Genomic DNA, 25,326 nt, shown 5'->3' with positions numbered 1-25,326 from the left:
CAAACGGTAAAAAAACAAAGAAGAGCAAAATTTGTTTCCTTTTTTGCTGGCTCACTCAGCTCATTTGTGATTTCATAACCATTATTGACAGAAGAAGAATATACAAACCCTGTTGAGGACAAGTTATTCAACAACATCCTTTAATAGAGCATTAAATTAAATAAAGATATAGCAGGAGTATTCCAGCTCTTTATCCTTCTAGTGTCTCCACACTCGCTACTAATTCGTTCCACTGTTCTTCCGTTGGAAATCCATCAGCATCCTTGTCGCCTTTGTCACCTTTAGCACCAGTAGCGCCTTTCGGGCCTTGTGGACCTGGAACACCTTCTCCTCCGCCTTTTACATTACGGACATAGCTAACAACTTCCCCTGCATGTTCCTCATTTATGGAATATCCAATGATAGGAGGCGCATCTTCTCCAAGAGCTTCAACGATTTTCCCGTCTTTACCAGTCCCTACTGGAACACCTGCCTGAATGTCTGCTCCAGCTTCGACCTTCCATGTTTCTCTATTCTTAATGGTCACATAGACCTCTTCACCTTCTGTGATCGCTCTTGTTGCTAAAAAGTCAGGAACTTCGCCTTCTTGGGCTAAACGAATATTTATTTCATTTTCTTTTTCTTTGACTGCTAATACTACTAATCTGTTGACCTGGATATCTTCAATTACAACAGCTTTAAAGTTTGTCATTATCCTTCAACACCACCTTGCTCTCCAGTTGTTCCTGGATAATGCTTGCCAAATATCTTTTGGAATAGAGAATCTCGGCTGTCTGTTTCACCTTTTTTGTCAGCTCCGAAAAGAACAGATTTTTCAGATTCGGCTCCTTCAACATAACGCTCCATAAATTCTCCCGTTACTTCTTCATTATCAAATTCTTTGTTTTCTTCTTTTGTTTTACCGGAAATTTTAGAACGCATGAACATACCTTTTGTAAGTCCTACCCACTCTTTCGGACCGCCCTCAAATGTCTTGGCAAATACCACTGCCACATAAGGTGGCACATCCTCACCGCCAATAGACGACAGTCCATCCACTGTTTCTAAACCAAATAAAATGTTCTTATCCTGAACTGGCACTTTATGAAATTGAGTGGATACTGTTACATTTCCACCTGAAATAGCAATTTCAGCTGTACCATTATCCCCATACGCCCTCATCGCTTCTTGCGGCATTTCTACCTCAATATTTTGTAGAAATTTAATCCGGGTAATTTCACCAGCCGTAAATGATTGGTCATCGTCATCTGTTAAAACCGCATAATAAAATTCATTCACACCAGTTGATGCTTTATAGTTTTTTTCTCTTCTGCCAAATTAATCACTCCTATTTAAAATAATAAAAAAAGACACCTTATAAAGTGTCTAGATCGTCTCTGTATAATTTTCCCCGATACCTTCTGGCGTCTCGGTAGATCCCTGTTTCTTCATCCCATTCATCGGGACCAGTACCTTGATGAAAACCAAAATTCCACATAACTTTCCCGATTTGTTCAGATAATTCTCTTGTATTGGTCCTGTTCTTTGACCACACTTCAATTTGATAAAGACAATCATAAGTTAGCCAGGTATCATCAGCGAAATCTTTAGGAAGAGGTACATCTAATGGATCTATGATGATATTAGGAGCCATTGTCACGCTGCTGGTTTCAGGAAAATCATAAAATTTAATCCTTTTTCAATCACGACATTGAAAAACTTTGTCCCTTCGCTCGTAAGGACATTAGCCCCCCTTGCTTGCATGATAGAACGGTCAAGCATGATGTATTAACTTGATTCATAATATCGCCCTGTACGTCCTGAGCCAACGCTTCCAGCATATTATTTAATTACAATAACGATTTCCCGTTTTTAATTTTCTTAATCCATTCTTCAATTTCTTCATCTTCGTGAAAATAAACACCTTTATCTATTTCCAAATCAATTGCAAGTAGATTGATTAAGTAACTATGTAGTTCATCCTCTTCTGGAGATAAACGATTTCTACTGTCAAAATTCTCTACCCATTTATATGCCCATACGTTAAATTCATCTCTTGAAATTTCGTTGTTTAACACCTTTTGCAACCTTCTTATAACAACATCTGTAGTAGGTTATTCATAAACCATACTAATCCCACTCTATAAACAAACGATTGTTCTAAGATTAGATTTTACCATACAGAATCTTCAACTAACCTGTCCGTTACTTGAATAATAGAGATTAGGATTAATATCAAATATAGTTTCAAAATACATGGATTATGCTCAACATAATATGAAATAGTATGAAATGTGGTCAAAATGTGGTCGGCCAGCCAGTTCCCTTTCATTTTATAAAAATAAAAAAAGCCTTGGCAACTGAGAAACTCAGTAATGCCAAGGCTTTTAAGCTATTAATAAGTAGACATGTATTGTTCGCGTTCCCATGGGTGAACTTGTGTGCGGAACATGCTCTTACCTTTAATATAGTGTCAAACTTTCACAAAAACGCCTATTTATAAGCATTCACTAAAATTCATTTATCATAATAACTCATAATAACTCAAGAATTATCGGGCATTTATCGGGTGATTATCGGGCAGTATTTTTGTATCGTTAATCCTTATTGAAATAAATTAAAAACAAAAGAGCACAGCGTGTATAAGTAGTGCTACCAACACTCTTATACCGTCCGCCTACTCACGATAGGCAAACACTTGCTGTACCCCTATGCACATTTTACAATATGTGCTGGGTTAGAGCAACGTTTGTCATGTTCAATTATGGTGAACGTTGCTTTTTTGTTTCCTAAAGGAGACAAAATATTAATGAAGAAACGTATCGATGTAATAGCAAATGAAGAGTCATTTAACGATCTATCAACTTTCACTGAAATTGAAGAATTAAATATAACTGTTAGGTCGTACAGAGACAATATTCGTACGAATATTAAGCGTGCAGATGTACAAGCTAGACTAATTGCTTTGCTAGAGGTTCTAAAACGTCACAGCTGCAAGTACTTAGGTGTGAGCTTCATGGACAAGAATACGATTGCCGATAAACTAGAAGTATCTTATAAAACAATTCAACGTTTAGTGAAAAAATTAGTAGACCTGGGCATGATCCGCCAGATACCTATGAAGAGAAAAAAGGATATGATGCAAACAGCCAATGCCATCATCATTCAACCTGTGCAAACTGAAATGTCCGGCAAGACCCCTGTGAAAGAGGCCAAGAAGTGTCCGGCCATTAATACAACTACTTCTTTCTTAAAACAAAATATTAAAAACAATAAACGTAAAGCCGTTGCTCAATTCTCTCATTTGGATAATCCTCTAGATAACTCTATCAAACTAGTGAATTTCGTAGCCCATTGGGTTCCAGGTGTATTTAGTAATCTAGTTGGGTGCTTCTACGAAAAGGCTGAAACTATACAGGAATTCTGGAAGGTTATTAAGCAGTGTAATAGAGTGATTGATTTTTCTGCTAACAAACGCGCTTTCACAAGGGAACAGGAAATAGAAATCGGCACCAAAGCATTCAAGGAGTTTGCTATGAAGGTTAAGAATGGAGTTAAGATGTATAAAGGACAGTTTGCATATTTTAACGGGATTGTGAATAAGCTTATGAACGATCTTTACTTTGATGCTGAGTTTATGGAAAACATTAATTGATTTCAGAGAAAGTTTTTCCTTGGAGATGTATATTCTCTGCTTCTAGCCACATTTCAATTTATTTTCCGCTCGAAATTGGTTGTGTAGATGTAAAAGATAGGTTCCTTATTCATCTGCCATATACCCGTAAAGCTATCAATCTTCTTGTCGGTTAAACACTCTTGTTCAAATATTCAGCAAAAATCACTCAAGTTTGGGACATAAAACCCTGACAAGAACTATCTAATTTCTTGTCAGGGTTAGTAAATATCTTATCTTGAGGGAGAATTTACTTTTTTTATTGCCGGTTTACAGTGTTTTCACTTCTACAAATTTCCAAGCAATGATGTTAACTGTGGAATAAAAGGAGCAATCATTGTCATGTGATTAGCAGCAGAAGCTATAAATTTTTGATATCTACTTGGATAGTTAGGAGTACCAACTGATTGTTCAAGTCCGTTTACCTCAATAATAAGCTTGTCTTTTTCAGTAGCTGACAGATTAGATTCTGCAATTGCATCTCTTAATTGGTTAAATATTGTTATATCAGTTACTTTTATTGAAGTATTCGTTGAATTGTCAGTAGAATGCCTATTTATTCGACTATTTTCACCTCCGTTAATAGTATTAGTTGAATAATCATTATATATCTGAGATTGAAAACGTTCATGTTCAATGGCATTTTCTTTACGTACTTTTAATTCATAATGAGCAGGAATCCCCAATTTTTTTTCATAAAAATTGCTATTTAAAACTATGAACACTTCTTTATGACCATTCGATAAAATCCTTGTAATTCTATCCCCTTCTTCAATTGTCAATGAAGTATCTCCAATAAACACTTCATTTCCTTGAACGTTTGATTGGATATTATTAAAAACGTCACCATCCTGCTTTTCTAGTGATACTTTATCTTTCATCATACTTTTAAACACTAGATATACCTCCTTAGTCCTTATATATTTTTGAACAATGTCCTCTGTAACGAGCTCAAAATATTCTTCTAAGTTTATATTAAACTTTTTTTCAAATAAAGGATCTTTAAAATAGGTTTCAAAAAAAATCTCTATATCATCAAAATCAAAATCTTGAAAACAGTTATTCATGTAAAAATTAATACCTCTAGAATCTTCTAGAACTTCAATATCATCTTCCTCTTCTAAATCTCTAATGCAATTTAACACCTTAAAAAGAGCGTATTCATGAGTAGGTGTTAATTCATGTTCGGAATGATCTCTAACATACATTCTTAATTCATTTACAACTTGGACACATCTATCTTTATTAAATTTATATAAATGTTCCGGAAAGATATCTTCAATGATATACTCTTCATTTATCTCATCATAAAAATGAAAATAAAAATTCAAATATTCATTAAGCTCTTTATTCGCGGAAATTAACAAAGAACGATCATTATTTTCGGTATAAATTTTTATCATTTAAAATGCTCCTCTAAGTTCCAAGTCCTATCTATTTTATTCCATTCTATAATTTACCCACTAAAAAGACTCCCATAAGGAAGTCTAAATACGTTATTAATTAATTCTTAATATTTATCTATTTCTTTAGCAAGATAATCGCAAAGTTGATGTTCGTGCACATAATATTTCACCCATTTGGCTGCCATTTGATTATTTGCTAATACTTCTCCTATACACATTTTATAGTCTACTTCCTCATCAGAAATATTCTCTATTTCTCTAGAAAATTTACGTGCTATATGGAAACGATTATGGTTATGGCCTACACGTAGGACGGTTTCAAAAGCTCTTTCGTACAGATCCATATTACTTCTAAGACATACAATTAATCTATCGAAAATGAAATCGCATATTTTATCCGTAAAACTATATATGTGATTTCCGTCTGCAATAGAGAAATAATTTTGTAAAATTTCGAAGAATTCGTCTTGATGATTCGCACTCATAATTGCTAATGTGATCTCATCTAACTTCATAAAATCTTCTGTATAAAGAATATAGTCATCATTGTGTTTCAAAAGTAAATCACACATTTCTTTTAATTTTCCTATCTCATTTTCATTCATATAACTCTTATATAGTTCGTTAAATTGTACTGATAAATTTTTTGCAGTACCAGTATTCCCCATGATAACGTTAAGCTGATCTCTTAATTCTTTTATACTTTTATATCTTCTGTCCTTATTGTGATTTGTAGCCTTCCTAATTATAAATTTTAATTTTGAGTTGGGAATCTTCTCAAAATCAACGCTGTGCGGAATATCATAAGTCAGCATTTCATAGAGAATTTTCCCCAAAGAATATATATCTGCTTCTTCCTTAACATCTCTTGAGTTTTCTCGCTGCTCAGGAGGAGCATATGCATCAGTACCGAGAGCCATTCTTGACTGTGTTAATAACGTTGCCTTACTATTCAAAAATTTCCCAAGACCAAAATCCGCAATCTTTAATACTTCTTTTCCATTTTCCTCATAGTATAGTATATTATATTCTCAGGTTTTAAATCCCTGTGAATAATTCCCTCACTATGTGCATATTCTATCCCGTCTAATATTTGATTAAAATAAAATACTGCGGTTTCATCGTCCATATTTCCAACGTTATTTTGTCTGTACTCATTCATAAAAGCTCTAAAATTTGATTTCCCTAGGGGCATTGTATAGTATGCTACCCCTCTTTCTTCATCCCCTGGGATACTGTCATCTAATGAAAAGTCAATGATTGAAACTACATTTTTATGTTTTAATTTGGAATGTATTCTTATTTCTCTATTAAATCTATCAATACCATCTTGATTTAGTTCGTCCCGTCTAAGAACTTTTATTGCTATCAATTCACTCTCATCGAAAATTTGATTGCCTTTATATACATCACCAAAGCCACCACCACCCAAATGTTCATTAAAAATATAAAGATGCGGCTCTCTTCTTAGACTATTTTCCATATGTTATATCCTCCTACAGACTGTTCAAAACCCACATTATTACAAATCGTAGTATAAATGAATTAAGTTATTGTATGTAAATAATACCATATAATTCTAATTAACAAATTATTTTTTCATACTTCAGAACAATCAAATAATAGAGTTATTAAACACAATGTATACCAGTGTTACATGACACAAATGGATAAATAAGAAAAAATATCCTACAATTGATTATGTGCTAATTAGCTAAATTATTAGGTGTGAAGGTCGATGATTTATATGAGGAGGAAAAAGATTGAAACTTAAAGGCTTATTTGTTTTACTGGCAGCTTTATTTATTATTACAGGTTGCACCCAATATTCGGGCGGAGAACCAGTTGAAAAAAAAGAAGATGAAAAACCTAAAGATGAGGTAAAAAAGGAAGAACCTAAAAAAGAGGAAACTAAAAAAGCTGAACCTAAAAAAGAACTAACACTGGATGATAAAGTCACTAAGCAAATTAACAAAAAGTTTGGCAAGGAAACAAATACAGATAAAAAAAGAATTATAGAATTAACCATTAATGATAATCTGGGTACAGATAAAGAAGGAGATAAAATAATTCTTTTAACACTTACGGGAGATGAAAACTTAACTACAAAAATGGCCATAAAGGGAATGTTAATGAAAAGTAAAGATGCTTTCCAGCAAGTTTTCAAAAACAAAGAAGCTGAAGAAGTCACTTTGTTTTGGCAATACCCTATGATTGATGCTTATGGAAAATCTAAAGATGAAAACGTAATTAAGATTACTTTAACCAAAGGAACATTTGATAAGATTGAATGGAAAACTTTTGATTATAAAAATTTCGAGGCAGTTGCAGATCAATTTTGGATGCACCAAGCTTTACAAAATGAGTTAAGTAAATAATTATTTAAGCCCCCTATTCAATGAGTAGGGGCTTTCGTTAGTCATTTTGAAATTTTCTTGTTCATCTTTATTACAGAAATATAAAGGAGAAAAAAATGAACATTACAATCAAAGTTTACTTACATTCAAAAGGAACTAAATTCTTACAAAGTGGAAGCTTCCCTGTTCCTAATTCAGATTATAAGAAGGATCCAGATTGGGCAGCTGCCGTTGCGGCATATGAATGGATTCAGCAGATTAAAAACAACTTTGCTGCTAGTGAGGATTTTCGAATTGATCAAGTGATTTATAACGAAGACATTGATATTACGGAGTTAGTAAAGAAGGTTATACAAACATAAGCCCCTACTCAAAGTGAGTAAGGGCTTTTATTAATCCTCAACGATTATATTAATGATATTACCAAACTGAATATACTCAAAAGAACTATCTTTCTTCTGAATTCGTAACTCTTTCGTAACAGGATGAATGTACACACAATGTCCGTATAATTCATGTGGATTACCCTTGTTATGCAATCTAAAACATACAGGTAAATGATATTCCATTGCATAATGAATATTGTTTTCAAACTCTTCAACCTGGTATTCATCAAGGATAGGTTTTTTATTTAAGAAATAATCAACCTCACTCATTTTTTTATTTAAAGCTTTATGTTCTGGCATAATTAATGCTGCTTGCCATTTAACGAGACCTCTATCACGAATTGTACTCATCAGAAAGATCCCTCCTTTACACTCATTATATACGAACGAGCGTTCTTATAAAAGACTGAAAAAATTCCTTCCCCGATTATGGAGAAGGACAGTTGTTTATGCAGTAAACAGTTTAGTGAAAGTTGCCTTACCAGCCTTGTTATCTGCAGTTATCTTTTTAGATTTCTGGAATTTAGATAATGCTGATTCAGTATCTTTTCCGAAGATAGAATCAAGTGATCCAGGGTTATATCCTTCCAAATAAAGTGCAGCTTGTAGAATCCATGTAAGATTGCCTTTTGCACCTTTTTGGACAGTCACGATTGCCGCCTTAGTTTTAGCTCCCCATTTACCATCCACAACAAGTTTTTTATTGAACTGCCTATTAAGTTCTGTTTGTAGACCTTTAATAAGTGCTGATTTGGTTTTAGGGCCATTAAATCCATCAACAATAAGACCCGCTTTATAACGGCTATTTAAGGTTTTTTGAATGGATCTAATTGTTTCATCTCCGCCATTTGAAGGTTCGTCATCCTCTTTTATATCTGGTTGAACAATAACGTCTTTTGCATTTCCAAAATTGATTTTCTGCCCTATTTGTAATTTGGATGGATCGATGCCAGGATTCGCTTTAATTAGATCTTCAACTTGCACTCCACCTGTTCCATCCTTATGTGCAATGCTCCATAAAGTATCGCCTTCTTGGATGGTGTAAACATCAGGAGCCGTTTCTGGATTGACTGGAGTTTTCGAGCCTTTCCAATCAAATGCATCTCTGTAGTTATACTGACAACAAGCTTTCCAACTATAACCTGGCATTTCATTATGGGCTTTATCATATTTCCCTATTCCACCTGTAAAAAGTGCGGTATGAAGTTCTGTAATACTCGCAAGTGTGGGCTCGTCCATATCGTCATATCGATAATCGCCAGCAACACAGATACCGAGCGAGAATTGATTGCTATTCCCTACATGGTAGGTCCGGCGGTCGATATCATGAGCATACACAATCCTAGCCCTTTTTCCATTTGGAGTATTAATCACATTCTTTGGTTCAATAATAAATGTATATCCTACACCTGGCCACCCCAAAGTGTTTACATGGTAGCCCGCGAAGCTTGCAGCATCAGATCCACCCAAATGTTTTTTTGTTAAGGAATGGTGCCAAACTCGGTGGGTAATTGCTTTTGTACGTTTTGAGTAAGTGCCTTTAGATATTAATTTACCTCTTTTATCTACCAATTGAGGAAGTTTAGTAAAGTTCATTTCCCATCGTCTCCTTTTTATTTAAATAAAAAGCCACCCGATGGGCAGCTTATTTTAATCCTTGTTTTTTCAAAACTTCTTCTTGTTTTTGAGCTTTCGTTGTTAATAAATATTGATTCTTATACACTCCATATAAAGCAAACCCAAGAGGGACAACAGCAGTAATAAAGTTAATAAATGAGTTAATCGTATTTTCATTGAACCATTCAACTTGATAACCTAGCGATTGAAAAAATAAAAGCAGCGCCCCCAGGACACCGCCAATCATTGCTACATATTGTTTTGCTTTTTCCATTTCAAAGTTCCCCTTTCTTTCCGATTTGATCAATTCGTTTATGAGCTTGTTTCACACTTTCTTCGTTTCGAATAACTCTTTCTGATAAGGCAGTCCAACGTTGATCACTTGCTTTAAAATCAATCCTAATTGAATCAACTGATTGACCAATATTGTCTAACTTTGTTCGAATGATTGCCGATTCTGTGGCATCATTTTTAACATTACTTTTGATATCGTTTTTTCTATTTCGGCTAAATGTTAACAAGCCCAAGACAGCTCCTGTTGCCGTACACAATAAACCAATAAGCGTGATCAATAAACCCATTGAAACATTCATCTTTTTCACCCCATTTGTATATAAAATAAAAAGCCTATTCGGCTTTTGGTTGCAATCGATCGATTAATTTTAACCTTACGACTTCCGTTAATTTTGAAAGAGCTTCGTTCCCTAGGTACTCTTCAGAACTAAGGGGAATGTAACCACTAAGATTGATAGTCCCCTCCGAATCCTTACTCTGGAACTGCACATTTACGGTAGATACTCCACCGTCGGTATAACGGATATTAGTTGCTGTGATTTGAATTTCTAACATTATTCTTCAGCTCCTTTTTCGTCTTCTTCATCAACCCTAAATTGTTCACAGAGATAATCATAAATTTCTGAGGCTTGTGCCTCGTACTCTTCATCCTCAACTTTTTTCAATACATGTTTAATGGTTCGGATCATCTCACGATTATCACCACCTTCAATAACAAGCTTTTCAGTATTCAGTTCTTTTAAATCATTCGACAGGGCCTCCATATCTTTAACGTCATATTGACCATCCTTGACAATCGCTTCTCCCTTTTCATCTTTATGAGAGTGTTCCTCAAGCAGCTCTTTTCGGTCATCTTCAACTACTTTCAGGCTTTCATTCATAAGGTTGATAAAATGCCGGCGGAAGCGTGAATGCTTTCTCGTCAGTTTTAGCTCATACATAAAATTAATCGCTGTCACTAATTTTCCGTTTTCGATCTCTACTCTCATAATTATTTCCTCCTTAGGCCGCGTCAAGGCGGTCTTCTAATTGTTGTACTTTTTGTTTTAAATATTGATTCTCTAATTTCAACAAATTAATTTCATCGCTATGCAAATCTAAAACAGTAATGATATCTTTAATACCTTTACCCATATAAGAAGTTAAAGCATATAAATCAAAACTGTCTCCAATTTCACCATGTAAAATTCTAGGTGTTTCATCAATCATCATACCTAATTGTTTAAAGGCATACCGATCATCAGTCTTTCTACGATAAGTATATATTTGTGCATTACGGAATATAGCTAGCGAATCTTCACTAAATACTTCAATATCTTTCTTGTTTTCACGCATAGATGTATCAGTAGTAAATGTTCTTGCCCGGATCGGTCTATAACTATCATCGGCTGAATGTTTTACCCTAACTTCACTATCTGATCCCACGAGTAGCAAGTTCAGATGGGATCCATTCCCTAGGTTATTCAAAGTAATGGAACTAGCGAAGATTGAACCCGCCCTCAATCTCCCGGTGGTATTTTCCAGACCTGGTGCCGTCGATATCCTCACTTCATCTGTAGAACCAATATAAATATGATTAGAATTAGAGCCTTGTGGATTTGAATCAATCCTTTGTGTATATACATATTGTGCTCTTAAAGGCCTATAATCGTCTGTTGTTTCGTTGCGTGTAATTCTTGCTTCCCCACCAGTTAATGGCTTTATATAAACATGTAATCCTGGAGACCCTGGATTTTTATTTATATAATCACCATAAAATCCTTTTGCTCTATGAGGTACATAATCATAGTCATCTACAAAACCGCTACCTGTTAAAGCAGTAGCATAAGTAACGGATCTTGTTTCGTTAAATGCTGCTAGATAGGCGTTATATTCGGCTGTACCAAAAATATCAGAAGTGGTCATTTTCTTAGTCGATTGAAATAAAATTTGCCCGGATGAATTAAGATAATAGATACCAGTAGTATCGATTGTTAAATTATTACCATTATTAACATCCATTCTTAAACGTCCACCCTGAACCTCAAATCTAGATGTTTCATCAATCGAACGTAATAATACCCCTGTAACGATGCCAGCTTTGATTTTATCAGCCGCCAAAGAAGAAATCTTAGCACTATCGATTGATGCATTAGCAATCTTCGCATTTGTAATGGCAGCATCTTGAAGTTGTGCTGTGCCAACAGACAAATTGGCGATTTTCGCATTGGTAATAGCAGCATTTGCAATGGCTGCAGTTCCAACCGCTAAGTTCACAATCTTTGCTGAAGTGATTGCATCATCAGCAATTTCACTAGTATCAACTGCACCATCAGCTAATATTCCAGCAGTCTTACTTAATTCTCTTAATTCAGCCGCAATATCTGGACCGAATAAAATATCATCAGAAATAATCCTTGCTGTCTGCGCCATTGCTTCCTCAGAGAATGGACCTGCAACACCATGTGTATTCACAGCCCTCACTCGAAAATACCATTGCTGATTGTTACCTGCCTGGTGGGTGTAAATACTAGTTTTACCCCTGAATGTAAGATTAGAAATGTCAGGGGTAAATCCTTGTATCTGAGAAGCATAGACCTCGTAATTAGCTATAGAAATGGTATTAACAAAATCCCATTCGACTAGTACATTTTGGAATAATCCAGAGGCAATAACATTTAGAGGTTTAGTAGGGGGAACATTTTCAATCTTGTCATCCGTAATGGGCTTCTTCCCACCATTGTTCCAAACCCCTTTGTTATCATTCAACTCCGATTCAATCTGATCAAGTCGGGCATCATCAGAATACAAGTCGATGAAATTCCCAAGTTCGACCACTCCCGAATTGTCCGGATCTGATACATCATACTCAAAACTTATTATTCTCTCTTCCACTTCAATCGGCTTTGCAAAAGAATAATCCAAGGCAAAAGTGGTGTCACCTAATCTCACCTTTTCATGCTCGTATCCGATAATATTTTCAAGTAAAAAAACGCTCATCTCAAAATTACGAATCGGATGCTTTTGTTGTTGCAAGGCCTCCCATGTTTCTTGCAACAACGCTGCAGGATCTTCTTGCTCACTACTTTCAAATATGCCCTTTCGATGCCTGAGGGTACCATCAGCGTTTTCTCTTCCGAATACAATTAGAGCTTCAGGGTCCCCAACCCACTTTTGGCCTTTTGGTTTATCTACAGGATCACCATTCTTTACTTTCCATTCAATATCAGCAAAAGTGATTTTTCTAGTAAATCCTCCCGTAGCTTCTCCCTCTTCATCCTCTATCTCAAGAGAAGAACCTCGTCCGTATAATGCTGTTTTAGGGTAAGATTGAACTCTTTCCGTAATAGAAAGGATGTCTTTATCAATTTCCCATCGTTTACCTATGTCTTCTCCTCTTCTAGGAAGGATGTCGATAAACCGACCAGTTATCTTATTGCCCTCAATTTCCACACGGTCTCGAAGTTCGCCGCCCCATGTATTAATACATTCGGTTATTGCTTCAGTCGGTGTAATGTAATAAAAATTCGTGGAATCTAAACCTAACTCTGCCACCACTCCGACTTTCCACCTCACACCCTCCAGCGCTTTTGTAATGGCCGTTTTAAGAGTGACATTATAGGGCCGAACATCTTCAATAACCTCATCATTTAACTCAAGCATAGCTGCTTCACAGACCGCCGTTATAACCGGCCCTTCTTCACCATCTGTTCTTTCTGGCTCCTTAATAGTAAAAAGACGAAAAAAGCCATCCTTGTCCATGAAGGCGACTTGGTTTTCAGCCACAATATGCTGTGCATCCTCATGATTCCCTTCTGCAGTAAATTCAAAAGTAGAACCTTGATTCAATAATTCTTTAAATGGTGCAGACCAAAAGGGACATGCTTCCTCGGCTTCATTTGATAGAACGGCTAATAGATTGTCGTATGGGTCAAATAATAGTAAATCTGTCATAGGTTTCCTCCTTTCTTGCAGGATATTGTCCTCCCGTGTCGAACTAGGACTATGGGAGGAGGTGAGTACATATGTCTAAACTAGATCCGCGCCCCAACTCTAAACCTTTATATTCTTGGCAGGAGTTAAACGAATATCTTCAACTTAATTTCAAGGCACCTGGGAACCTTGAAACCACTATTGATGTTCGTAATTATTCCATGTCGAAAGACGAAATTATACATGAAGCTGAAAAACAAGGTTATAAAGTGTATGAAAAAGGTGAACATCAATTGGAGTTCAAGTAAAACTATCCTCAGTCACTAACCGCCATTCAGTGGCTGGGGATTCATTTTATTTTTTTTATTTTTCGTTGTTTTCCGCTTTCAAATTCACTAATTCCGCAACAAGAGCAAGTACCTGTTTTTCTAGTGTTGATACTCTTTTTTCTAGTTCAGTTACATCGATATTTCCTATCACAACCACCTTGGATTATAAGTTAATTTTGTTGTTGTCACTCCTGCAGGAGTAATCGTAAATCTATTAACACCCTTTTGCAGATTAAACCAATTACTACTTAAATCTAAAGCTGTCATTTGAAGCCGATCATTACTAGTAATTTTACGTTTGGTAAAATCAATGACCAACACATCACCAGCAACAAATCCATAAATGACACGGACAAACTTACCTGTATCCTGGTGCAGGATTTTAAATTCACTTGCTTTAGCAGTAAAAGTGATTGTATATATAGGATTTGTGGACACCGTTCCTTCAATGGTTGCACTGTTAGTGACAGTTATAGTTTTTTCAGTGCCATATTTGAATGGATCTGGACAAATAAAAGGAATGACTCCTTGCCCCCACTTCAATATTTCATCAGGATCAAAACTTCCATCCACGACTGCATAATAGATCCGATCAGGTTCGTCATCAAAAATAAGAGGCTTTGGCTCGTCATGGATTAACCATTCTGCCAAGTCCTCTTTTACTTTTTGCAAATCCTCAATACTTTTACCCTTTAAAAAAACAGGAAGAGGTAATGCTCTAACTCTCGTGTTCTTTTTAACAGGAAGAGCCCCAGGTCGTTTTGGAACGTCTTGATACGTCCACTCGATTGGAGCCCACGGTTGTCTGTTGCTATCTTTAAGGACAGTAAGGTATGGCTTTGATATACCATCGAAAGTAAAACTGTTCACTTTCTCACCTTCCCTTTAATCGTTCTTTTACTTATTCTTTTATCTTGTGTCTGATATTTAGCCACTTCTCTATGAATACCTTTCGCTATCGAAGGTCCATCCAAAATGATGTCTGTATCCTTGTTTAATAATTGTAAAAGCACCTTTGTTTGTTCAAGTGTGGCCTCAAGTAATTTCTGTAGTACATTATTCCCTTCACTACCATCAGTGCCTACATTCGGCAATTGTCCAGGACGCTTGTTTCCTTTATCCACCGTCTTACCTGCCAAAGCCAACAACTTCATGGCATCTGTTCTATAAGTTCCATTAGTAGGTTTAAGGAAATCTTGAATACTAGGCCATACAATTGTTCCCTTTGGAAGATTAGGAAAAAGCGTTGAGCTGTCTGGACTTAAACCTAATAAACCATTCGGCATTAAGAATGGTTCAACTTTTCCTCCATCTCCTAAAATAGCATCTCCGCCTATGTGCCCTAGTAAGCCTGTTCCGTTTTTATACTTACGTTTACCACGTGGTCCCCATCCTCTACGACCATATGGAAGGTCACGCCTCCATGTTGTATTGTTGAAGAACGCTAAAAGTTGGTCATATCCTGAATAAATATTGTTATGTCCCTTCATCTTATAGGCGTTGAATGTTTGCGGTATATATTGGAGCAATCCCCTCGCTGGATTTCCAGCAGCAGTATTGACGTCCCATACTGCAGACGATTGTACAATCTTTTCGTTCCCGGTAGACTCACGTTTAATTTGTGCCAAAATCCCGTTCACTTCAGCAGGAGTTACAGATTCTTTCATCATAGCCGCTGCTTTGAGAATAACAGAACGCCATCTTTCAACTCCACTACCAGCAGGTGCCGCACTTCCCCCTTCACCAAACCAGCCCTGCATTTGATCTTTTACAAAATCCACTGCACTATTTTTCACTTTAGTAAAACCGCCTTTTGCTATCTGCCCCAAAACATCGGTTCCCGTGGGTGCGGTAATCCCTAAAGTTTTCATGGATAAATCTAATAGTTTGCTAGGATTACTAGCATATTGCCAAATATCTACGCCTGTATCTTTTACTTTCTTAGCACCTTTTTTGGTAGCGTCCCATGCATTACTAGCAATACTTTTGCTTGCACCCCAAAAGTCATCACCCCAAGCATAATGAGGAATTAATTGCTTTGTTAGGCTTGCAGCAAGTACATGTGTACCTTTAGGCAAATTGACTAGTGTAGATTTTGCAGGGGATAAATATTGTTGTCCATCAGGAGTTTGAATTAATTCTTGTCCAGCGTTAGAACCCTTACCATCACCAACAACGGCCAATCCTCCAGGATGCCCGTCTGTACCTTGTGCATATTGTGGAACTTTCCAAGGGTCTAGTTGGCTTTTCTTCTTAACGCCTAACTTTCCCATAACCCAGTTAACGCCTGTAATAACGCCATTAACACCTTTACCTAAGCCGGATACCATTTTATTAGATACGGATATAACACCTTCTTTAATCTTACCGCCTGTCTTTTTCAGACCATCTGACATCCTTTGCGGCATACCCTTTACAGTTTCAACCATATCCGAAACATAGCCTTTAATATTTTTTTTAATCGCGCCAAATATGTCTGATATACTTGATTTTAAAATAGTGAAACGGTTTATGGTGTTTGTTACCGCATTTTTGATAGGCGTGTAAATGGAATCCTTTATGGCGTTCCAAATGGTTTTGGTTAGATTACGGATTTCACTGAAAATGGTATTGATTGTATTTTTCAAAGTAGTAAAACGATTTTTAACTAAATCCACAATAGAATTTAGCACTGATTTGAAAAAGTTTAAAATACCATTCCAAATGGTCGAAATGATATTTTTAATTGTGGTTGTTATAGTATCGATTGTATTTTTCATGGAAGTAAATCGATTCTTTACAAAATCCACGATCCACTTAATGACTGTAGAAAAAACGTTTTTTATACTGCCCCACATGCCCTTGAACGCATTTACCATTAATTTCGATAATGATAAAATACCTTTAAGCATCTTACCCCAGAACATTAGCTGCATGAAATTCCAAATAAACTGAATGGAACCTGAAAAGATATTCTTGATTCCTGTCCACATTTTTGAGAAATCACCGGTAAACAATCCGGAAAACACTTGTATTAAGCCCCTGATGAACTTTAGTCCACCGTCTATTACACCTTTTATATTTCCGAAAACTGATTTTACAATTTCTAAAATGACTTTAAACGTAACTTTAAAAATAGCTTCAAGTATCGGCATCATAGGTTTGATCACAAACAAAATCCCATTAAAAATATTTTGGAAGGCATCAAGTAATTGTTTTCCGTTTATATCCCAAAAGGATTTCATTTCCGAAATCTTACTTTTAAAATAATCCGTTATTATTTTAAAGGCACTTACAAAAACATCTTTCAATTTATTTATAGCATTTCGAAATGGCTCGAACTTTTTATAAGCAATGACTACACCAGTAGCTAATAACGCTAAAATACCAATGGTTAACCCAACGGGACCTGTGAGTGCTACAAACCCTAACCTTAACCACTTTAGCAACCCACCAGCTTTGGCAATGGCGGGAAAAAGTGTTCCGAGCCCTGTCGCTGCACTTCCCAAAAAGCCAATAAACATCCCGCCTACAACAAGTAAAGGGCCGATGGCAGCTGTAATACCTCCAATAACTACGGCGGTCATTTTGGCAGCAGGTGATAGATCATTAAGCCATTTTACAAAACCTTTTACCTTCTCTGCACCTTTTTCAAGTGCAGGCAACATAGATTCATAGATCGATATAGCAAAACCTTCTAGTCCTGCTTTAATCGCACGTATAGCACCACCTAATGTCCCTTCCATAATTTCAGACATTTTTTTTGCGGCGCCTTCTGAGTTGTTGATAGCTTTAGATAACTTGTTGTAATCTTGTTCGCTCGCATTTATTACTGCAAGTGCACCTGACATAGCTTCTTTACCGAAGACTGTTGCAGCATACGCAGCTTGTTGATCCTTATCCATACCACTAAATGCTTTGCGTAAATCTTTCATAACTTGATCAAGTGTTTTCATATTACCGTTGCCATCAATCAGGCTAATTCCGAGCTCATCCATAGCGCCCTTCATTTGTTTTGTTGGTTTAGCAAGGTTTGTCATCATCGTTCGGAGTGCGGTTCCACCTTTGTCAGCTTTAATCCCTGCATTCGCCATAAGGCCAAGTGCCTGTGCTGTGTCTTCTGCACTATAACCTAAAGCTCCAGCTACCGGGGCAGCATATTCAAACGACTTACCAAGCATCGAAACATTTGTGTTGGCGTTTGATGATGCGGCGGCCAGCACATCCGCAAATTTCCCGGAATCTTTGGCTTTCATTCCGAACGCTGTTAAGGCATCCGTAACGATATCAGATACTGTTCCAAGATCCTCACCAGATGCAGCAGCAAGGTTCATAATACCTTCCAAGCCGTCTAACATATCGTTTGTTTTCCAACCAGCCATTGCCATATAGTTGAGGGCTTCTGCGCTGTCAGATGCCGAAAACTTTGTGGTGCGTCCCATTTCTTTCGCTTTGTCACGTAACTTAGTTAAGTCTTTTCCAGTAGCACCGGATACAGCTTGTACTTTTGCCATAGAGTCATCAAAGTCCATACCTGTTTTTATCGCCATGACGCCTATTCCCACAATCGGAGCTGTGAGGTACATCGACATCGATCTTCCAGTACTTTTCATGCTGTCGCCAATTTTGGTTAAACGAGTGCCTGTTTCGTCAAGTTTTTTGCCAAGCTTACCCCAGCTGGATTCGGCTATCTTTTGTTGTTCTTTTAGCTTTTCTAGTTCATCACGTGTTCGCCCCACATAGCGTTCCAAGTTATTTAAGGAAGCCACTTCATTGTTATAGCTTTTGGCAGCTTTATCCGCTTCTTTAGAACCTTCACCATGCTCTCTGACCATCTTTGCGTACTCAGCCTTGGCCTGCTTTGTGACCTCTTTTTGCACTTCTAGTTTCCTATTCAAACCACTTAAGCGAGTTTCGTATTTTCTTACAGACTGATCACCACGGTCAAAAGCTGACATGTTAGCCTTCATTTCACTGTTTACAGTCTTTAATTTATCCTTTACCCCAGTTAGACCACGATTGAGGGCTGTGGAGTCAAGGTCAAGTCCAATCGAAAGGCCTTCTATCTTCTCCATCAATCACCCTCCCTTCTCATACCAATAAAAAAATCCCTAACCACCGAATGCGGCGATTAAGGATTTCTCTTGCTTTGGTTTATTTTCTTCTCTTAATATTTCGAGTAAAAAATGATAAGGCATACCCAATATTTCGTTGATATCCTTACCATCTTTCATAAGATCAAGGATGAGTTTGTCCAAGTATTCTTTTTGCTTGGCAGGGGAAAAGTCCTCATCCGTTAACCTTTCTTCGCCAAAAACTTTTTTGTTTCATCGTTTTGCCGACCTTGAGCCACAAACATAATTTGTTCTTGGAGGGTTTGAATAGCATCTGGTGCGTGAAGGCCATTAAATAAATCTTCTTGTGTGAATTGCTTGTTATAAACCTTGTTTGCTACAAAATCCAGTAACTTATCAATTAATTCCTTTTCTGATCCAGCACTTTTACTTTCTTCACTTTTTTCAATTTCTTGTGTCATATCGATTGCTTCATAAACTACTGAAAAGGGGATGAATACAGGTGTGAGATATTTCACCGTTTCAATTTCACCTTCCTTCACTTCTTTTACCAATTCGATCATGTTACGTTTTAAATTAGCCATTCCAAAACATCCTTTCGTTTTTAAAATTAAATAAAGAAAGAGCAGGAATATTCCTGCTCTTTACCCTTCTAATGTTGCTACTCTCTCTACTAATTCGTCCCACTGCGCTTTAGTCGGGAATCCATCAGCACCCTTTGCCCCTGCTGCACCCGTATCACCTTTTGCTCCTACTGCACCATCTTTTCCAGCAGGTCCAGTTTCCCCTTTATCTCCTTTCGGGCCTTGTGGACCCGGAACACCTTCTCCTCCGCCTCCGCCTTTTACATTCCGGACATAACTAACAACTTCCCCAGCTTTTGCCGCATTTATGGAATATCCGATGATAGACGGAGAATCTTCTCCAAGAGCTTCAACGATTTTCCCGTCTTTACCAGTCCCTACTGGAACACCTGCCTGAATGTCTGCTCCGGCTTCGACCTTCCATGTTTCTCTATTTTTAATAGTCACATAGACCTCTTCACCTTCTGTGATCTCTCTTGTTGCTAAAAAGTCAGGAACTTCGCCTTCTTGGGCTAAACGAATATTTATTTCATTTTCTTTTTCTTTGACTGCTAATACTACTAATCTGTTGACCTGGATATCTTCAACTACAACAGCTTTAAAGTTTGTCATTATCCTTCCACACCACCTTGTTCTCCAGTTGTTCCTGGATAAGGCTTGCCAAATATCTTTTGGAATAGAGAATCTCGGCTGTCTGTTTCACCCTTTTTGTCAGCTCCGAAAAGAACAGATTTTTCAGATTCGGCTCCTTCAACATAACGCTCCATAAATTCTCCCGTTACTTCTTCATTATCAAATTCTTTGTTTTCTTCTTTAGTTTTACCGGAAATTTTAGAACGCATGAACATCCCTTTTGTAAGCCCCACCCATTCTTTAGAACCGTCCTCAAATGTCTTGGTAAATACCGCTGCCACATAAGGTGGCACATCCTCACCACCAATGGATGAAAGTCCGTCCACTGTTTCTAAACCAAATAAAATATTCTTATCCTGAATGGGTACTTTGTGAAATTGAGTGGCTACTGTTACATTTCCACCTGAAATAGCAATTTCAGCTGTACCATTATCCCCATACGCCCTCATCGCTTCTTGCGGCATTTCTACCTCAATAGTTTGTAGAAATTTAATCCGAGTAATTTCACCAGCCGTAAATGAATGGTCATCGTCATCTGTTAAAACCGCATAATAAAATTCATTCACACCGGTTGATGCTCTATAGCTTTTTTTCTCTTCTGCCAAATTAATCACTCCTATTTAAAATAATTAAAAAAGACACCTTATAAAGTGTCTAAATCGTCTCTATATAATTTCCCTCGATACCTTCTTGCATCTCGAAAAACACCTGTATCTTTATCCCATTCATCAATGCCAGTACCTTGATGAAAACCAAAATTCCACATAACTATTCCGATTTGTTCAGATAATTCTCTTGTATTGGTCCTGTTCTTTGACCACACTTCAATTTGATAAAGACAATCATAAGTCAGCCAGGTATCATCAGCGAAATCTTTGGGGAGTGGAACGTCTAATGGGTCTATGATGATATAAGGTGCTGTAACGTCTCCGGTTCCAGGAAACTCATAATATTTGATTCTCCCAGATGCTTTTTCTTTGATATATGGGTCTGCAATCAGAACATTATATACCATCCCTAGAACATCCATTATATTCCCTCCCTTATTGCTTGTTTGATAGCCTCACGATAAGCCCTTTCAGCGTTTCGCATTGCTCTTGCGATTGAACCCTTCCCTTTAGGATTTGGGTTTTGTACAGTACCAAACTCATTTAAATGAATGATTCGATAACGATCTTTCGGACCACGCCAATAAACTTTAACAGTCCTAACACCAGCCACCCACATCGGCTCTGATATTTTCATTTCTTCAATGGATGCTCCGGTATCTTTAAAGGATGCAAATTGACTTTTTAGTTCCTTTATAAATACTTGGGCACCACGTTTTAAGGCTTTATCACTTAACTGCTGCGCCTTCATTTTTCCAATACGTCTTTCAAGTTCTGCAACCAGTGCTTTTTCACCTTTGATCTTTACACTCATTCGGTTAGCCTCGCTACAATTGTGATGAACTCCTTATTTTGCAAATCGGGTTGAACGTGTTTGACATTATATCGCTTGTCTCGGTATTCAGGAGCATCGATGGAAAGATAATGCTTATTATTAGGGATATAATCAGCTTGTGGATCTCGTATTTTAATGGTGATATCAGATAAGGTCCCGTTAGCCTTAGCAATCTCCAAGTCTTTCAACCAAACATTATCAACCTTGGCCCAAGCACGATAAAGAACTCTTTTTTCGGATTCACCCGGTTCTGGTCCTTCATTTGCTGTATACTCATGAAAAATAACGGGTGTACGTAAATCCCCCGTCTTCACCCTTGGCGGTTTATATTTAAACGGCTGCATCTGGTTCACCCTCTTTTAATGCAATGGATAATCCCAAACTAGTAATCTGACTAAGAAAATTATCATCGAAGTATTCAAGGGCATCATTATAGGCATAACGAGTACGTTCAAAGACTAATTCTTTTCCCATCAAGTCAATATCTTTTTCACCATAAATATCAAACTCTCCACAACTACTTTTTATCTTTGTAATAGAAAAAGACAACAATTGTTTTAAATTGCTGTCTTCATTGTGGGTTATATGCATGCGCTCTTTAAATTCTTTTAATAGTTCAGGTGTGACCAATTAAATCACCCCTCAAGGCCGCCTTCCAAGTCTAGGTCTAAGTCATAAACTTGTACTGCGTAATTGTCTTTTGGCTTACCAGTAGCATATTGTTTTGCAATATAAAGTGTTGCATCTTCCATCGCTAATGTTTGATCAAATTTCTTCACTTCCATCGCTCCACCGACAGCTGCAATATACTCACCACGAATAAAGAATACAACTTTTCCTTTTGGTACAAACATGGATTCAGTAATGGTTGGATTAAATGGCAAGCTTGTCACGTATATACCTGCAGCATTTTGGACGGTCGCATTAGCTTGGATGCTAAAGTTATCAAAGGGATTGACAATCATTACAACTTTTCCAGCCACATTGCGGACCTTTTCTTCTTCGTCTTTCCCTACCTTGCGAATGGATAGCTTTTCAACAACGCCTTTTAATTCATTAATGGTTTTGCGGCCTGGCTCAAATTTAAGAGTACCAGAAGACTTCTTGTCAGGATATTCACCGTCCACAACAGATCCCTTCAAATCTTTTAACAATCCAATCGGCATATCTTTTCCTGTTCCGGCAACATATCCACGCTCAAGACCAACGGACATTGCTTCCGAAATCATAGTCCGAACATAGCGCTCCACCCACACAGGTCCAAGTTTTAGCATGTCGTTTGATAGAGGAATAAAAGCTGTTAATTTAAGTTGGCTGATAGACTCTTTTCTAAACGTTGCATTTAGTTGCCCTTGGATGTCTCCGAATAATGGGCCCCATACTGCAGCACCTTCTGGATCTCCATAAATGAATTCTGTAACCGCACCAAGATTTTGAATACCTAGTTGCTGCAGTAACGGATGCCCTTCAACTAGATCATCAAAAATTCGTTCTTGTGTTGTTTTAGGCAGTGTTTCTGTATCTTTAAATCCACCCTCTTCAATCACGACATTGAAAAACTTTGTCTCTTCACTCGTAAGGACATTAGCGCCCCTGGCTTGCATGATAGAACGGTCAAGCATAGACGTATTTACTTGATTCATAATATCGCCCTGTACGTCCTGAGCCAACGCTTCCAGCATATTATTTAACGCAGCAGACTGTTCTTCAGCACTACCTTCCTGTGTTGCTTTAGCAAAAGCCTGTTTTTTCTCTGCAAAATTATTAAATTTAATTGTCATTATCCATACCTCCTATAAATGTAAAAAGAGACTGCTCAAATTCTGTTTGGGTTCAACAGGATCAGGAACAATCTCTTTTGGTTTTAATTCATTTTTAATTTCATTTTTAAATTCAGTAAACATTTGTTTTAATGTGTTTTCGTCGATACCTGATGCTGATGCAGAGATAGGTTGCTTTGGTGCAACAGCAGCCGTAATTTTATTGTTAAATGCTTTTGCTTTGTTCTCAAAGATTTCAGACTCGACCTCTTCTGGTTCAGCATCGATGATTTCATCAATTAGCCCATATTTTAATGCTTCTTCAGCAGTAAGATATGTTTCATCATCGAGTAATTTTTTCATCGTATCCTCATCTACCCGATTTGTATATGATTTCAATACAGCTTGGCTAACCTTTTCGACATCATCAGCAGCCTTTCGAAGTTTTTTAGCGTCTCCAGCTACAAATGTTTGAGCATTGTGGACCATCAGCATGGTATTTGCATGCGCTCGTATTTTATCAGCACCCATACAAATAACAGATGCAGCACTTGCCGCCATGCCTGTTATCGTCACAGTAACAAGTCCTTTATGATCTTTAAGAGTATTACAAATATCAATTCCTAAAAAGGCATCGCCACCATAAGAATTAACGGATAAATCAATATCCTCATCTTCTTTTATTGACTTCATTTGATAGTTAAAATCCCAAATACTCGAATTCCAATTGATAATATCACCTTTGATTTTATGCTTCATTTTTCTCACCTCCTTTAAGTGCTTCTGAACTTTCTTGATAGTTTTTGGTGATGAAGTATTTATCCATCATAGGATCGTCCACCCTTTCCTCACCTAATGCTTCACGCAATTCATTACCGTTAAATGCTCCTGAAGCTCTCAACTTATCTACAGCTGTGGCGACATCAAACATATTACTGTAAGAAACCCGTTTAGTTTCCATCTTCTTTCCCGCTAGGTATTCCTTTTTATCAATCATCTTGGCATTCAATTCATCCCTAATTTTTTTCAAAAAGGGATCAATGCAAAACGTCATGTAATTTCGTGTAGGCTTTTCTACATCAGCCATATCACCATGTAGCAAAGAAACCGGAATACCTAAGGCTTTGGCAACTTGGTTGAGAAAACCATCAATTACCTTGGCTACTTCATCCACACTTTGAAGCTGTGACGTGCTCTTTAATTCCTCTAATTTAAATCCCTTTTGTTGTGGAACAATAGCAACTGACTTGTGGGTAAATGCATTGTAAATTTTGTTTATATAATTCTGTAATTTTTCTTGGCCCTTTTCCGACTTATCAGTTATAGCCTCTACGTCAACAAGTCCACGTATTTGATTCTTGCGATTCTGAAATTCTATGACCCTACCAAATAGTTCTCCATAATCGGAATATAAACCATCAAACAAAGTCGATAGTTTTTTGTTGCTATATTCCAGATAAATAACATCACTCATTTGAAATGTTCTGGAAAACGTAAAGTCCTTAATAGTTACATCTTTGAATGAATCATTAACTAAGGCGTATTCGATTCGTGTAAAAGAGTCAGCAATCAATAAATCCTCCGTGTCTGATTGGATAATCAAACACTCATTGTCATATATCAGCTTATGGACAACAGTCTGCCAAAATTGACTGGCTGACATGTTCGGGTTCGGCCTGACATTTAACCGGTAGTACATTTCGTCCTTCACAATCTTTTTATCCTTCTTCACATAAAATTCCGATTGGCTTATAGTACGGCCAATCATATTGATACATGTTTGAATGGCCAATTGCTTCATGTGAATTTTCTTGGAAGTATCTTGGATTAAATCAAAATCATACATAAATTCAAGTTCTTTATTTCTGCTTTTCACCAGGTCTAAAATTCCCAATATCT

Annotated in this window: 31 protein-coding genes and 2 pseudogenes; 4 read left to right on the top strand and 29 right to left on the bottom strand. The window is 37.0% G+C overall.

Annotated features, from left to right (window positions below; translation table 11 throughout):
- Positions 1 to 190: 190 nt before the first annotated feature.
- The 6 genes and pseudogenes from ACQKMR_RS16370 to ACQKMR_RS16345 all read right to left on the bottom strand — a co-directional run.
- On the bottom strand, positions 191 to 691 hold the full coding sequence (locus ACQKMR_RS16370; RefSeq protein WP_427698242.1) for a head fiber protein: 501 nt from the start codon (positions 689 to 691) through the stop codon (positions 191 to 193).
- A complete protein-coding gene (locus ACQKMR_RS16365; protein WP_427698241.1) occupies positions 691 to 1,278 on the bottom strand; it encodes a major tail protein in 588 nt (195 codons plus the stop codon). Before ACQKMR_RS16365 ends, ACQKMR_RS16370 begins: the two co-directional genes overlap by 1 nt.
- Before the next feature lie 76 nt (positions 1,279 to 1,354).
- Complete coding sequence (locus ACQKMR_RS16360; RefSeq protein ID WP_427698240.1) at positions 1,355 to 1,633, bottom strand: hypothetical protein; 279 nt, start codon at positions 1,631 to 1,633, stop codon at positions 1,355 to 1,357.
- A gap of 38 nt (positions 1,634 to 1,671) precedes the next feature.
- A pseudogene (locus ACQKMR_RS16355) lies at positions 1,672 to 1,829 on the bottom strand (phage major capsid protein); the annotation flags it as partial.
- Positions 1,830 to 2,057: a hypothetical protein gene (locus ACQKMR_RS16350; protein ID WP_427698239.1), complete on the bottom strand. Its 228-nt coding sequence runs from the start codon at positions 2,055 to 2,057 to the stop codon at positions 1,830 to 1,832. It abuts the pseudogene before it with no gap.
- Between the two features lie 317 nt (positions 2,058 to 2,374).
- Positions 2,375 to 2,452: pseudogene (locus ACQKMR_RS16345) on the bottom strand (hypothetical protein); the annotation flags it as partial.
- A 336-nt stretch (positions 2,453 to 2,788) separates the two neighbouring features.
- Here ACQKMR_RS16345 and ACQKMR_RS16340 point away from each other — a divergent pair.
- A complete protein-coding gene (locus ACQKMR_RS16340) occupies positions 2,789 to 3,634 on the top strand; it encodes a helix-turn-helix domain-containing protein (protein ID WP_427698238.1) in 846 nt (281 codons plus the stop codon).
- A gap of 305 nt (positions 3,635 to 3,939) precedes the next feature.
- Here ACQKMR_RS16340 and ACQKMR_RS16335 read toward each other — a convergent pair whose 3' ends face one another.
- The 3 genes from ACQKMR_RS16335 to ACQKMR_RS16325 all read right to left on the bottom strand — a co-directional run bounded on the left by ACQKMR_RS16335 (position 3,940) and on the right by ACQKMR_RS16325 (position 6,541).
- Entirely contained in the window at positions 3,940 to 5,055 is a 1,116-nt protein-coding gene (locus ACQKMR_RS16335) for a hypothetical protein (protein WP_427698237.1), read from the bottom strand.
- A 107-nt stretch (positions 5,056 to 5,162) separates the two neighbouring features.
- Entirely contained in the window at positions 5,163 to 6,041 is an 879-nt protein-coding gene (locus tag ACQKMR_RS16330; RefSeq protein WP_427698258.1) for a protein kinase domain-containing protein, read from the bottom strand.
- 2 nt (positions 6,042 to 6,043) lie between these two features.
- Positions 6,044 to 6,541 (bottom strand): serine/threonine protein kinase, encoded by a 498-nt coding sequence (locus ACQKMR_RS16325; protein WP_427698236.1) that lies wholly within the window; start codon positions 6,539 to 6,541, stop codon positions 6,044 to 6,046.
- Positions 6,542 to 6,821: 280 nt separating this feature from the next.
- Between ACQKMR_RS16325 and ACQKMR_RS16320 the strand changes: the two genes are divergently transcribed.
- Together ACQKMR_RS16320 and ACQKMR_RS16315 are read left to right on the top strand one after the other, a co-directional pair.
- Positions 6,822 to 7,436, top strand: coding sequence for a hypothetical protein (locus ACQKMR_RS16320; RefSeq protein WP_427698235.1), 615 nt, complete (start codon positions 6,822 to 6,824; stop codon positions 7,434 to 7,436).
- A gap of 95 nt (positions 7,437 to 7,531) precedes the next feature.
- Positions 7,532 to 7,777 carry a hypothetical protein gene (locus tag ACQKMR_RS16315; protein ID WP_427698234.1) on the top strand — a complete coding sequence of 82 codons (246 nt, stop codon included), beginning with the start codon at positions 7,532 to 7,534 and terminating at the stop codon, positions 7,775 to 7,777.
- A gap of 30 nt (positions 7,778 to 7,807) precedes the next feature.
- Here ACQKMR_RS16315 and ACQKMR_RS16310 read toward each other — a convergent pair whose 3' ends face one another.
- The 7 genes from ACQKMR_RS16310 to ACQKMR_RS16280 all read right to left on the bottom strand — a co-directional run bounded on the left by ACQKMR_RS16310 (position 7,808) and on the right by ACQKMR_RS16280 (position 13,645).
- A complete protein-coding gene (locus ACQKMR_RS16310) occupies positions 7,808 to 8,152 on the bottom strand; it encodes a YolD-like family protein (protein WP_427698233.1) in 345 nt (114 codons plus the stop codon).
- 96 nt (positions 8,153 to 8,248) lie between these two features.
- The gene (locus ACQKMR_RS16305) at positions 8,249 to 9,397 is read right to left on the bottom strand and encodes a peptidoglycan-binding protein (RefSeq protein WP_427698232.1); all 1,149 of its coding nucleotides are present in this window, start codon (positions 9,395 to 9,397) and stop codon (positions 8,249 to 8,251) included.
- Between the two features lie 49 nt (positions 9,398 to 9,446).
- Positions 9,447 to 9,692 (bottom strand): phage holin, encoded by a 246-nt coding sequence (locus ACQKMR_RS16300; protein WP_427698231.1) that lies wholly within the window; start codon positions 9,690 to 9,692, stop codon positions 9,447 to 9,449.
- 1 nt (position 9,693) lies between these two features.
- Entirely contained in the window at positions 9,694 to 10,011 is a 318-nt protein-coding gene (locus tag ACQKMR_RS16295; RefSeq protein ID WP_427698230.1) for a hypothetical protein, read from the bottom strand.
- Between the two features lie 34 nt (positions 10,012 to 10,045).
- The gene (locus ACQKMR_RS16290) at positions 10,046 to 10,267 is read right to left on the bottom strand and encodes a hypothetical protein (RefSeq protein ID WP_427698229.1); all 222 of its coding nucleotides are present in this window, start codon (positions 10,265 to 10,267) and stop codon (positions 10,046 to 10,048) included.
- Positions 10,267 to 10,701, bottom strand: coding sequence for a hypothetical protein (locus tag ACQKMR_RS16285; RefSeq protein WP_427698228.1), 435 nt, complete (start codon positions 10,699 to 10,701; stop codon positions 10,267 to 10,269). Before ACQKMR_RS16285 ends, ACQKMR_RS16290 begins: the two co-directional genes overlap by 1 nt.
- A 13-nt stretch (positions 10,702 to 10,714) precedes the next feature.
- Positions 10,715 to 13,645, bottom strand: a complete 2,931-nt coding sequence (locus ACQKMR_RS16280) for a phage tail spike protein (protein ID WP_427698227.1) — start codon at positions 13,643 to 13,645, stop codon at positions 10,715 to 10,717.
- A gap of 71 nt (positions 13,646 to 13,716) precedes the next feature.
- Between ACQKMR_RS16280 and ACQKMR_RS16275 the strand changes: the two genes are divergently transcribed.
- Positions 13,717 to 13,932, top strand: coding sequence for a hypothetical protein (locus tag ACQKMR_RS16275; protein WP_427698226.1), 216 nt, complete (start codon positions 13,717 to 13,719; stop codon positions 13,930 to 13,932).
- Positions 13,933 to 14,100: 168 nt separating this feature from the next.
- Here the strand turns inward: ACQKMR_RS16275 and ACQKMR_RS16270 are convergent, their stop codons facing one another.
- The 13 genes from ACQKMR_RS16270 to ACQKMR_RS16210 form a co-directional block, all read right to left on the bottom strand.
- A complete protein-coding gene (locus ACQKMR_RS16270) occupies positions 14,101 to 14,823 on the bottom strand; it encodes a distal tail protein Dit (protein ID WP_427698225.1) in 723 nt (240 codons plus the stop codon).
- Complete coding sequence (locus tag ACQKMR_RS16265) at positions 14,820 to 19,007, bottom strand: phage tail tape measure protein (protein WP_427698224.1); 4,188 nt, start codon at positions 19,005 to 19,007, stop codon at positions 14,820 to 14,822. Before ACQKMR_RS16265 ends, ACQKMR_RS16270 begins: the two co-directional genes overlap by 4 nt.
- 36 nt (positions 19,008 to 19,043) lie before the next feature.
- Positions 19,044 to 19,166: a phage tail assembly chaperone GT gene (gpGT, locus tag ACQKMR_RS16260; protein ID WP_309558903.1), complete on the bottom strand. Its 123-nt coding sequence runs from the start codon at positions 19,164 to 19,166 to the stop codon at positions 19,044 to 19,046.
- Positions 19,167 to 19,228: 62 nt separating this feature from the next.
- Positions 19,229 to 19,591 (bottom strand): phage tail assembly chaperone G, encoded by a 363-nt coding sequence (gpG, locus tag ACQKMR_RS16255; RefSeq protein WP_427698223.1) that lies wholly within the window; start codon positions 19,589 to 19,591, stop codon positions 19,229 to 19,231.
- A gap of 60 nt (positions 19,592 to 19,651) precedes the next feature.
- Complete coding sequence (locus ACQKMR_RS16250; protein WP_427698222.1) at positions 19,652 to 20,203, bottom strand: head fiber protein; 552 nt, start codon at positions 20,201 to 20,203, stop codon at positions 19,652 to 19,654.
- Positions 20,203 to 20,829, bottom strand: a complete 627-nt coding sequence (locus ACQKMR_RS16245) for a major tail protein (protein WP_427698221.1) — start codon at positions 20,827 to 20,829, stop codon at positions 20,203 to 20,205. The genes ACQKMR_RS16250 and ACQKMR_RS16245 overlap by 1 nt, the downstream gene beginning before the upstream one ends.
- A gap of 38 nt (positions 20,830 to 20,867) precedes the next feature.
- A complete protein-coding gene (locus ACQKMR_RS16240; protein WP_427698220.1) occupies positions 20,868 to 21,254 on the bottom strand; it encodes a hypothetical protein in 387 nt (128 codons plus the stop codon).
- A complete protein-coding gene (locus ACQKMR_RS16235; protein WP_427698219.1) occupies positions 21,254 to 21,646 on the bottom strand; it encodes a hypothetical protein in 393 nt (130 codons plus the stop codon). Before ACQKMR_RS16235 ends, ACQKMR_RS16240 begins: the two co-directional genes overlap by 1 nt.
- Positions 21,643 to 22,011: a phage head closure protein gene (locus tag ACQKMR_RS16230; RefSeq protein ID WP_427698218.1), complete on the bottom strand. Its 369-nt coding sequence runs from the start codon at positions 22,009 to 22,011 to the stop codon at positions 21,643 to 21,645. The genes ACQKMR_RS16235 and ACQKMR_RS16230 overlap by 4 nt, the downstream gene beginning before the upstream one ends.
- On the bottom strand, positions 21,998 to 22,258 hold the full coding sequence (locus ACQKMR_RS16225) for a phage gp6-like head-tail connector protein (protein ID WP_427698257.1): 261 nt from the start codon (positions 22,256 to 22,258) through the stop codon (positions 21,998 to 22,000). The genes ACQKMR_RS16230 and ACQKMR_RS16225 overlap by 14 nt, the downstream gene beginning before the upstream one ends.
- Before the next feature lie 44 nt (positions 22,259 to 22,302).
- Positions 22,303 to 23,448, bottom strand: coding sequence for a phage major capsid protein (locus tag ACQKMR_RS16220; RefSeq protein ID WP_427698217.1), 1,146 nt, complete (start codon positions 23,446 to 23,448; stop codon positions 22,303 to 22,305).
- 12 nt (positions 23,449 to 23,460) lie between these two features.
- Entirely contained in the window at positions 23,461 to 24,186 is a 726-nt protein-coding gene (locus ACQKMR_RS16215; RefSeq protein WP_125162773.1) for a head maturation protease, ClpP-related, read from the bottom strand.
- On the bottom strand, positions 24,176 to 25,321 hold the full coding sequence (locus tag ACQKMR_RS16210; protein WP_427698216.1) for a phage portal protein: 1,146 nt from the start codon (positions 25,319 to 25,321) through the stop codon (positions 24,176 to 24,178). Before ACQKMR_RS16210 ends, ACQKMR_RS16215 begins: the two co-directional genes overlap by 11 nt.
- Positions 25,322 to 25,326 lie beyond the last annotated feature (5 nt).

This window comes from Peribacillus sp. NPDC096540 (assembly GCF_050278525.1).
In the GTDB taxonomy this organism is placed as follows: Bacteria; Bacillota; Bacilli; order Bacillales; family DSM-1321; genus Peribacillus.
This window is presented reverse-complemented; position numbering and strand designations above follow the sequence as displayed.

Excerpts from the sequence above, each read along its gene's own strand:
- ACQKMR_RS16370 (WP_427698242.1), bottom strand. The coding sequence starts at position 691 with ATGACAAACTTTAAAGCTGTTGTAATTGAAGATATCCAGGTCAACAGA.
- ACQKMR_RS16360 (WP_427698240.1), bottom strand. The coding sequence starts at position 1,633 with ATGGCTCCTAATATCATCATAGATCCATTAGATGTACCTCTTCCTAAA.
- ACQKMR_RS16340 (WP_427698238.1), top strand. The coding sequence starts at position 2,789 with ATGAAGAAACGTATCGATGTAATAGCAAATGAAGAGTCATTTAACGAT.
- ACQKMR_RS16335 (WP_427698237.1), bottom strand. The coding sequence starts at position 5,055 with ATGATAAAAATTTATACCGAAAATAATGATCGTTCTTTGTTAATTTCC.
- ACQKMR_RS16325 (WP_427698236.1), bottom strand. The coding sequence starts at position 6,541 with ATGGAAAATAGTCTAAGAAGAGAGCCGCATCTTTATATTTTTAATGAA.
- ACQKMR_RS16315 (WP_427698234.1), top strand. The coding sequence starts at position 7,532 with ATGAACATTACAATCAAAGTTTACTTACATTCAAAAGGAACTAAATTC.
- ACQKMR_RS16310 (WP_427698233.1), bottom strand. The coding sequence starts at position 8,152 with ATGAGTACAATTCGTGATAGAGGTCTCGTTAAATGGCAAGCAGCATTA.
- ACQKMR_RS16305 (WP_427698232.1), bottom strand. The coding sequence starts at position 9,397 with ATGAACTTTACTAAACTTCCTCAATTGGTAGATAAAAGAGGTAAATTA.
- ACQKMR_RS16300 (WP_427698231.1), bottom strand. The coding sequence starts at position 9,692 with ATGGAAAAAGCAAAACAATATGTAGCAATGATTGGCGGTGTCCTGGGG.
- ACQKMR_RS16295 (WP_427698230.1), bottom strand. The coding sequence starts at position 10,011 with ATGAATGTTTCAATGGGTTTATTGATCACGCTTATTGGTTTATTGTGT.
- ACQKMR_RS16290 (WP_427698229.1), bottom strand. The coding sequence starts at position 10,267 with ATGTTAGAAATTCAAATCACAGCAACTAATATCCGTTATACCGACGGT.
- ACQKMR_RS16285 (WP_427698228.1), bottom strand. The coding sequence starts at position 10,701 with ATGAGAGTAGAGATCGAAAACGGAAAATTAGTGACAGCGATTAATTTT.
- ACQKMR_RS16280 (WP_427698227.1), bottom strand. The coding sequence starts at position 13,645 with ATGACAGATTTACTATTATTTGACCCATACGACAATCTATTAGCCGTT.
- ACQKMR_RS16275 (WP_427698226.1), top strand. The coding sequence starts at position 13,717 with ATGTCTAAACTAGATCCGCGCCCCAACTCTAAACCTTTATATTCTTGG.
- ACQKMR_RS16265 (WP_427698224.1), bottom strand. The coding sequence starts at position 19,007 with ATGGAGAAGATAGAAGGCCTTTCGATTGGACTTGACCTTGACTCCACA.
- gpGT (WP_309558903.1), bottom strand. The coding sequence starts at position 19,166 with ATGAAAGATGGTAAGGATATCAACGAAATATTGGGTATGCCTTATCAT.
- gpG (WP_427698223.1), bottom strand. The coding sequence starts at position 19,591 with ATGGCTAATTTAAAACGTAACATGATCGAATTGGTAAAAGAAGTGAAG.
- ACQKMR_RS16250 (WP_427698222.1), bottom strand. The coding sequence starts at position 20,203 with ATGACAAACTTTAAAGCTGTTGTAGTTGAAGATATCCAGGTCAACAGA.
- ACQKMR_RS16240 (WP_427698220.1), bottom strand. The coding sequence starts at position 21,254 with ATGGATGTTCTAGGGATGGTATATAATGTTCTGATTGCAGACCCATAT.
- ACQKMR_RS16235 (WP_427698219.1), bottom strand. The coding sequence starts at position 21,646 with ATGAGTGTAAAGATCAAAGGTGAAAAAGCACTGGTTGCAGAACTTGAA.
- ACQKMR_RS16230 (WP_427698218.1), bottom strand. The coding sequence starts at position 22,011 with ATGCAGCCGTTTAAATATAAACCGCCAAGGGTGAAGACGGGGGATTTA.
- ACQKMR_RS16225 (WP_427698257.1), bottom strand. The coding sequence starts at position 22,258 with ATGCATATAACCCACAATGAAGACAGCAATTTAAAACAATTGTTGTCT.
- ACQKMR_RS16220 (WP_427698217.1), bottom strand. The coding sequence starts at position 23,448 with ATGACAATTAAATTTAATAATTTTGCAGAGAAAAAACAGGCTTTTGCT.
- ACQKMR_RS16215 (WP_125162773.1), bottom strand. The coding sequence starts at position 24,186 with ATGAAGCATAAAATCAAAGGTGATATTATCAATTGGAATTCGAGTATT.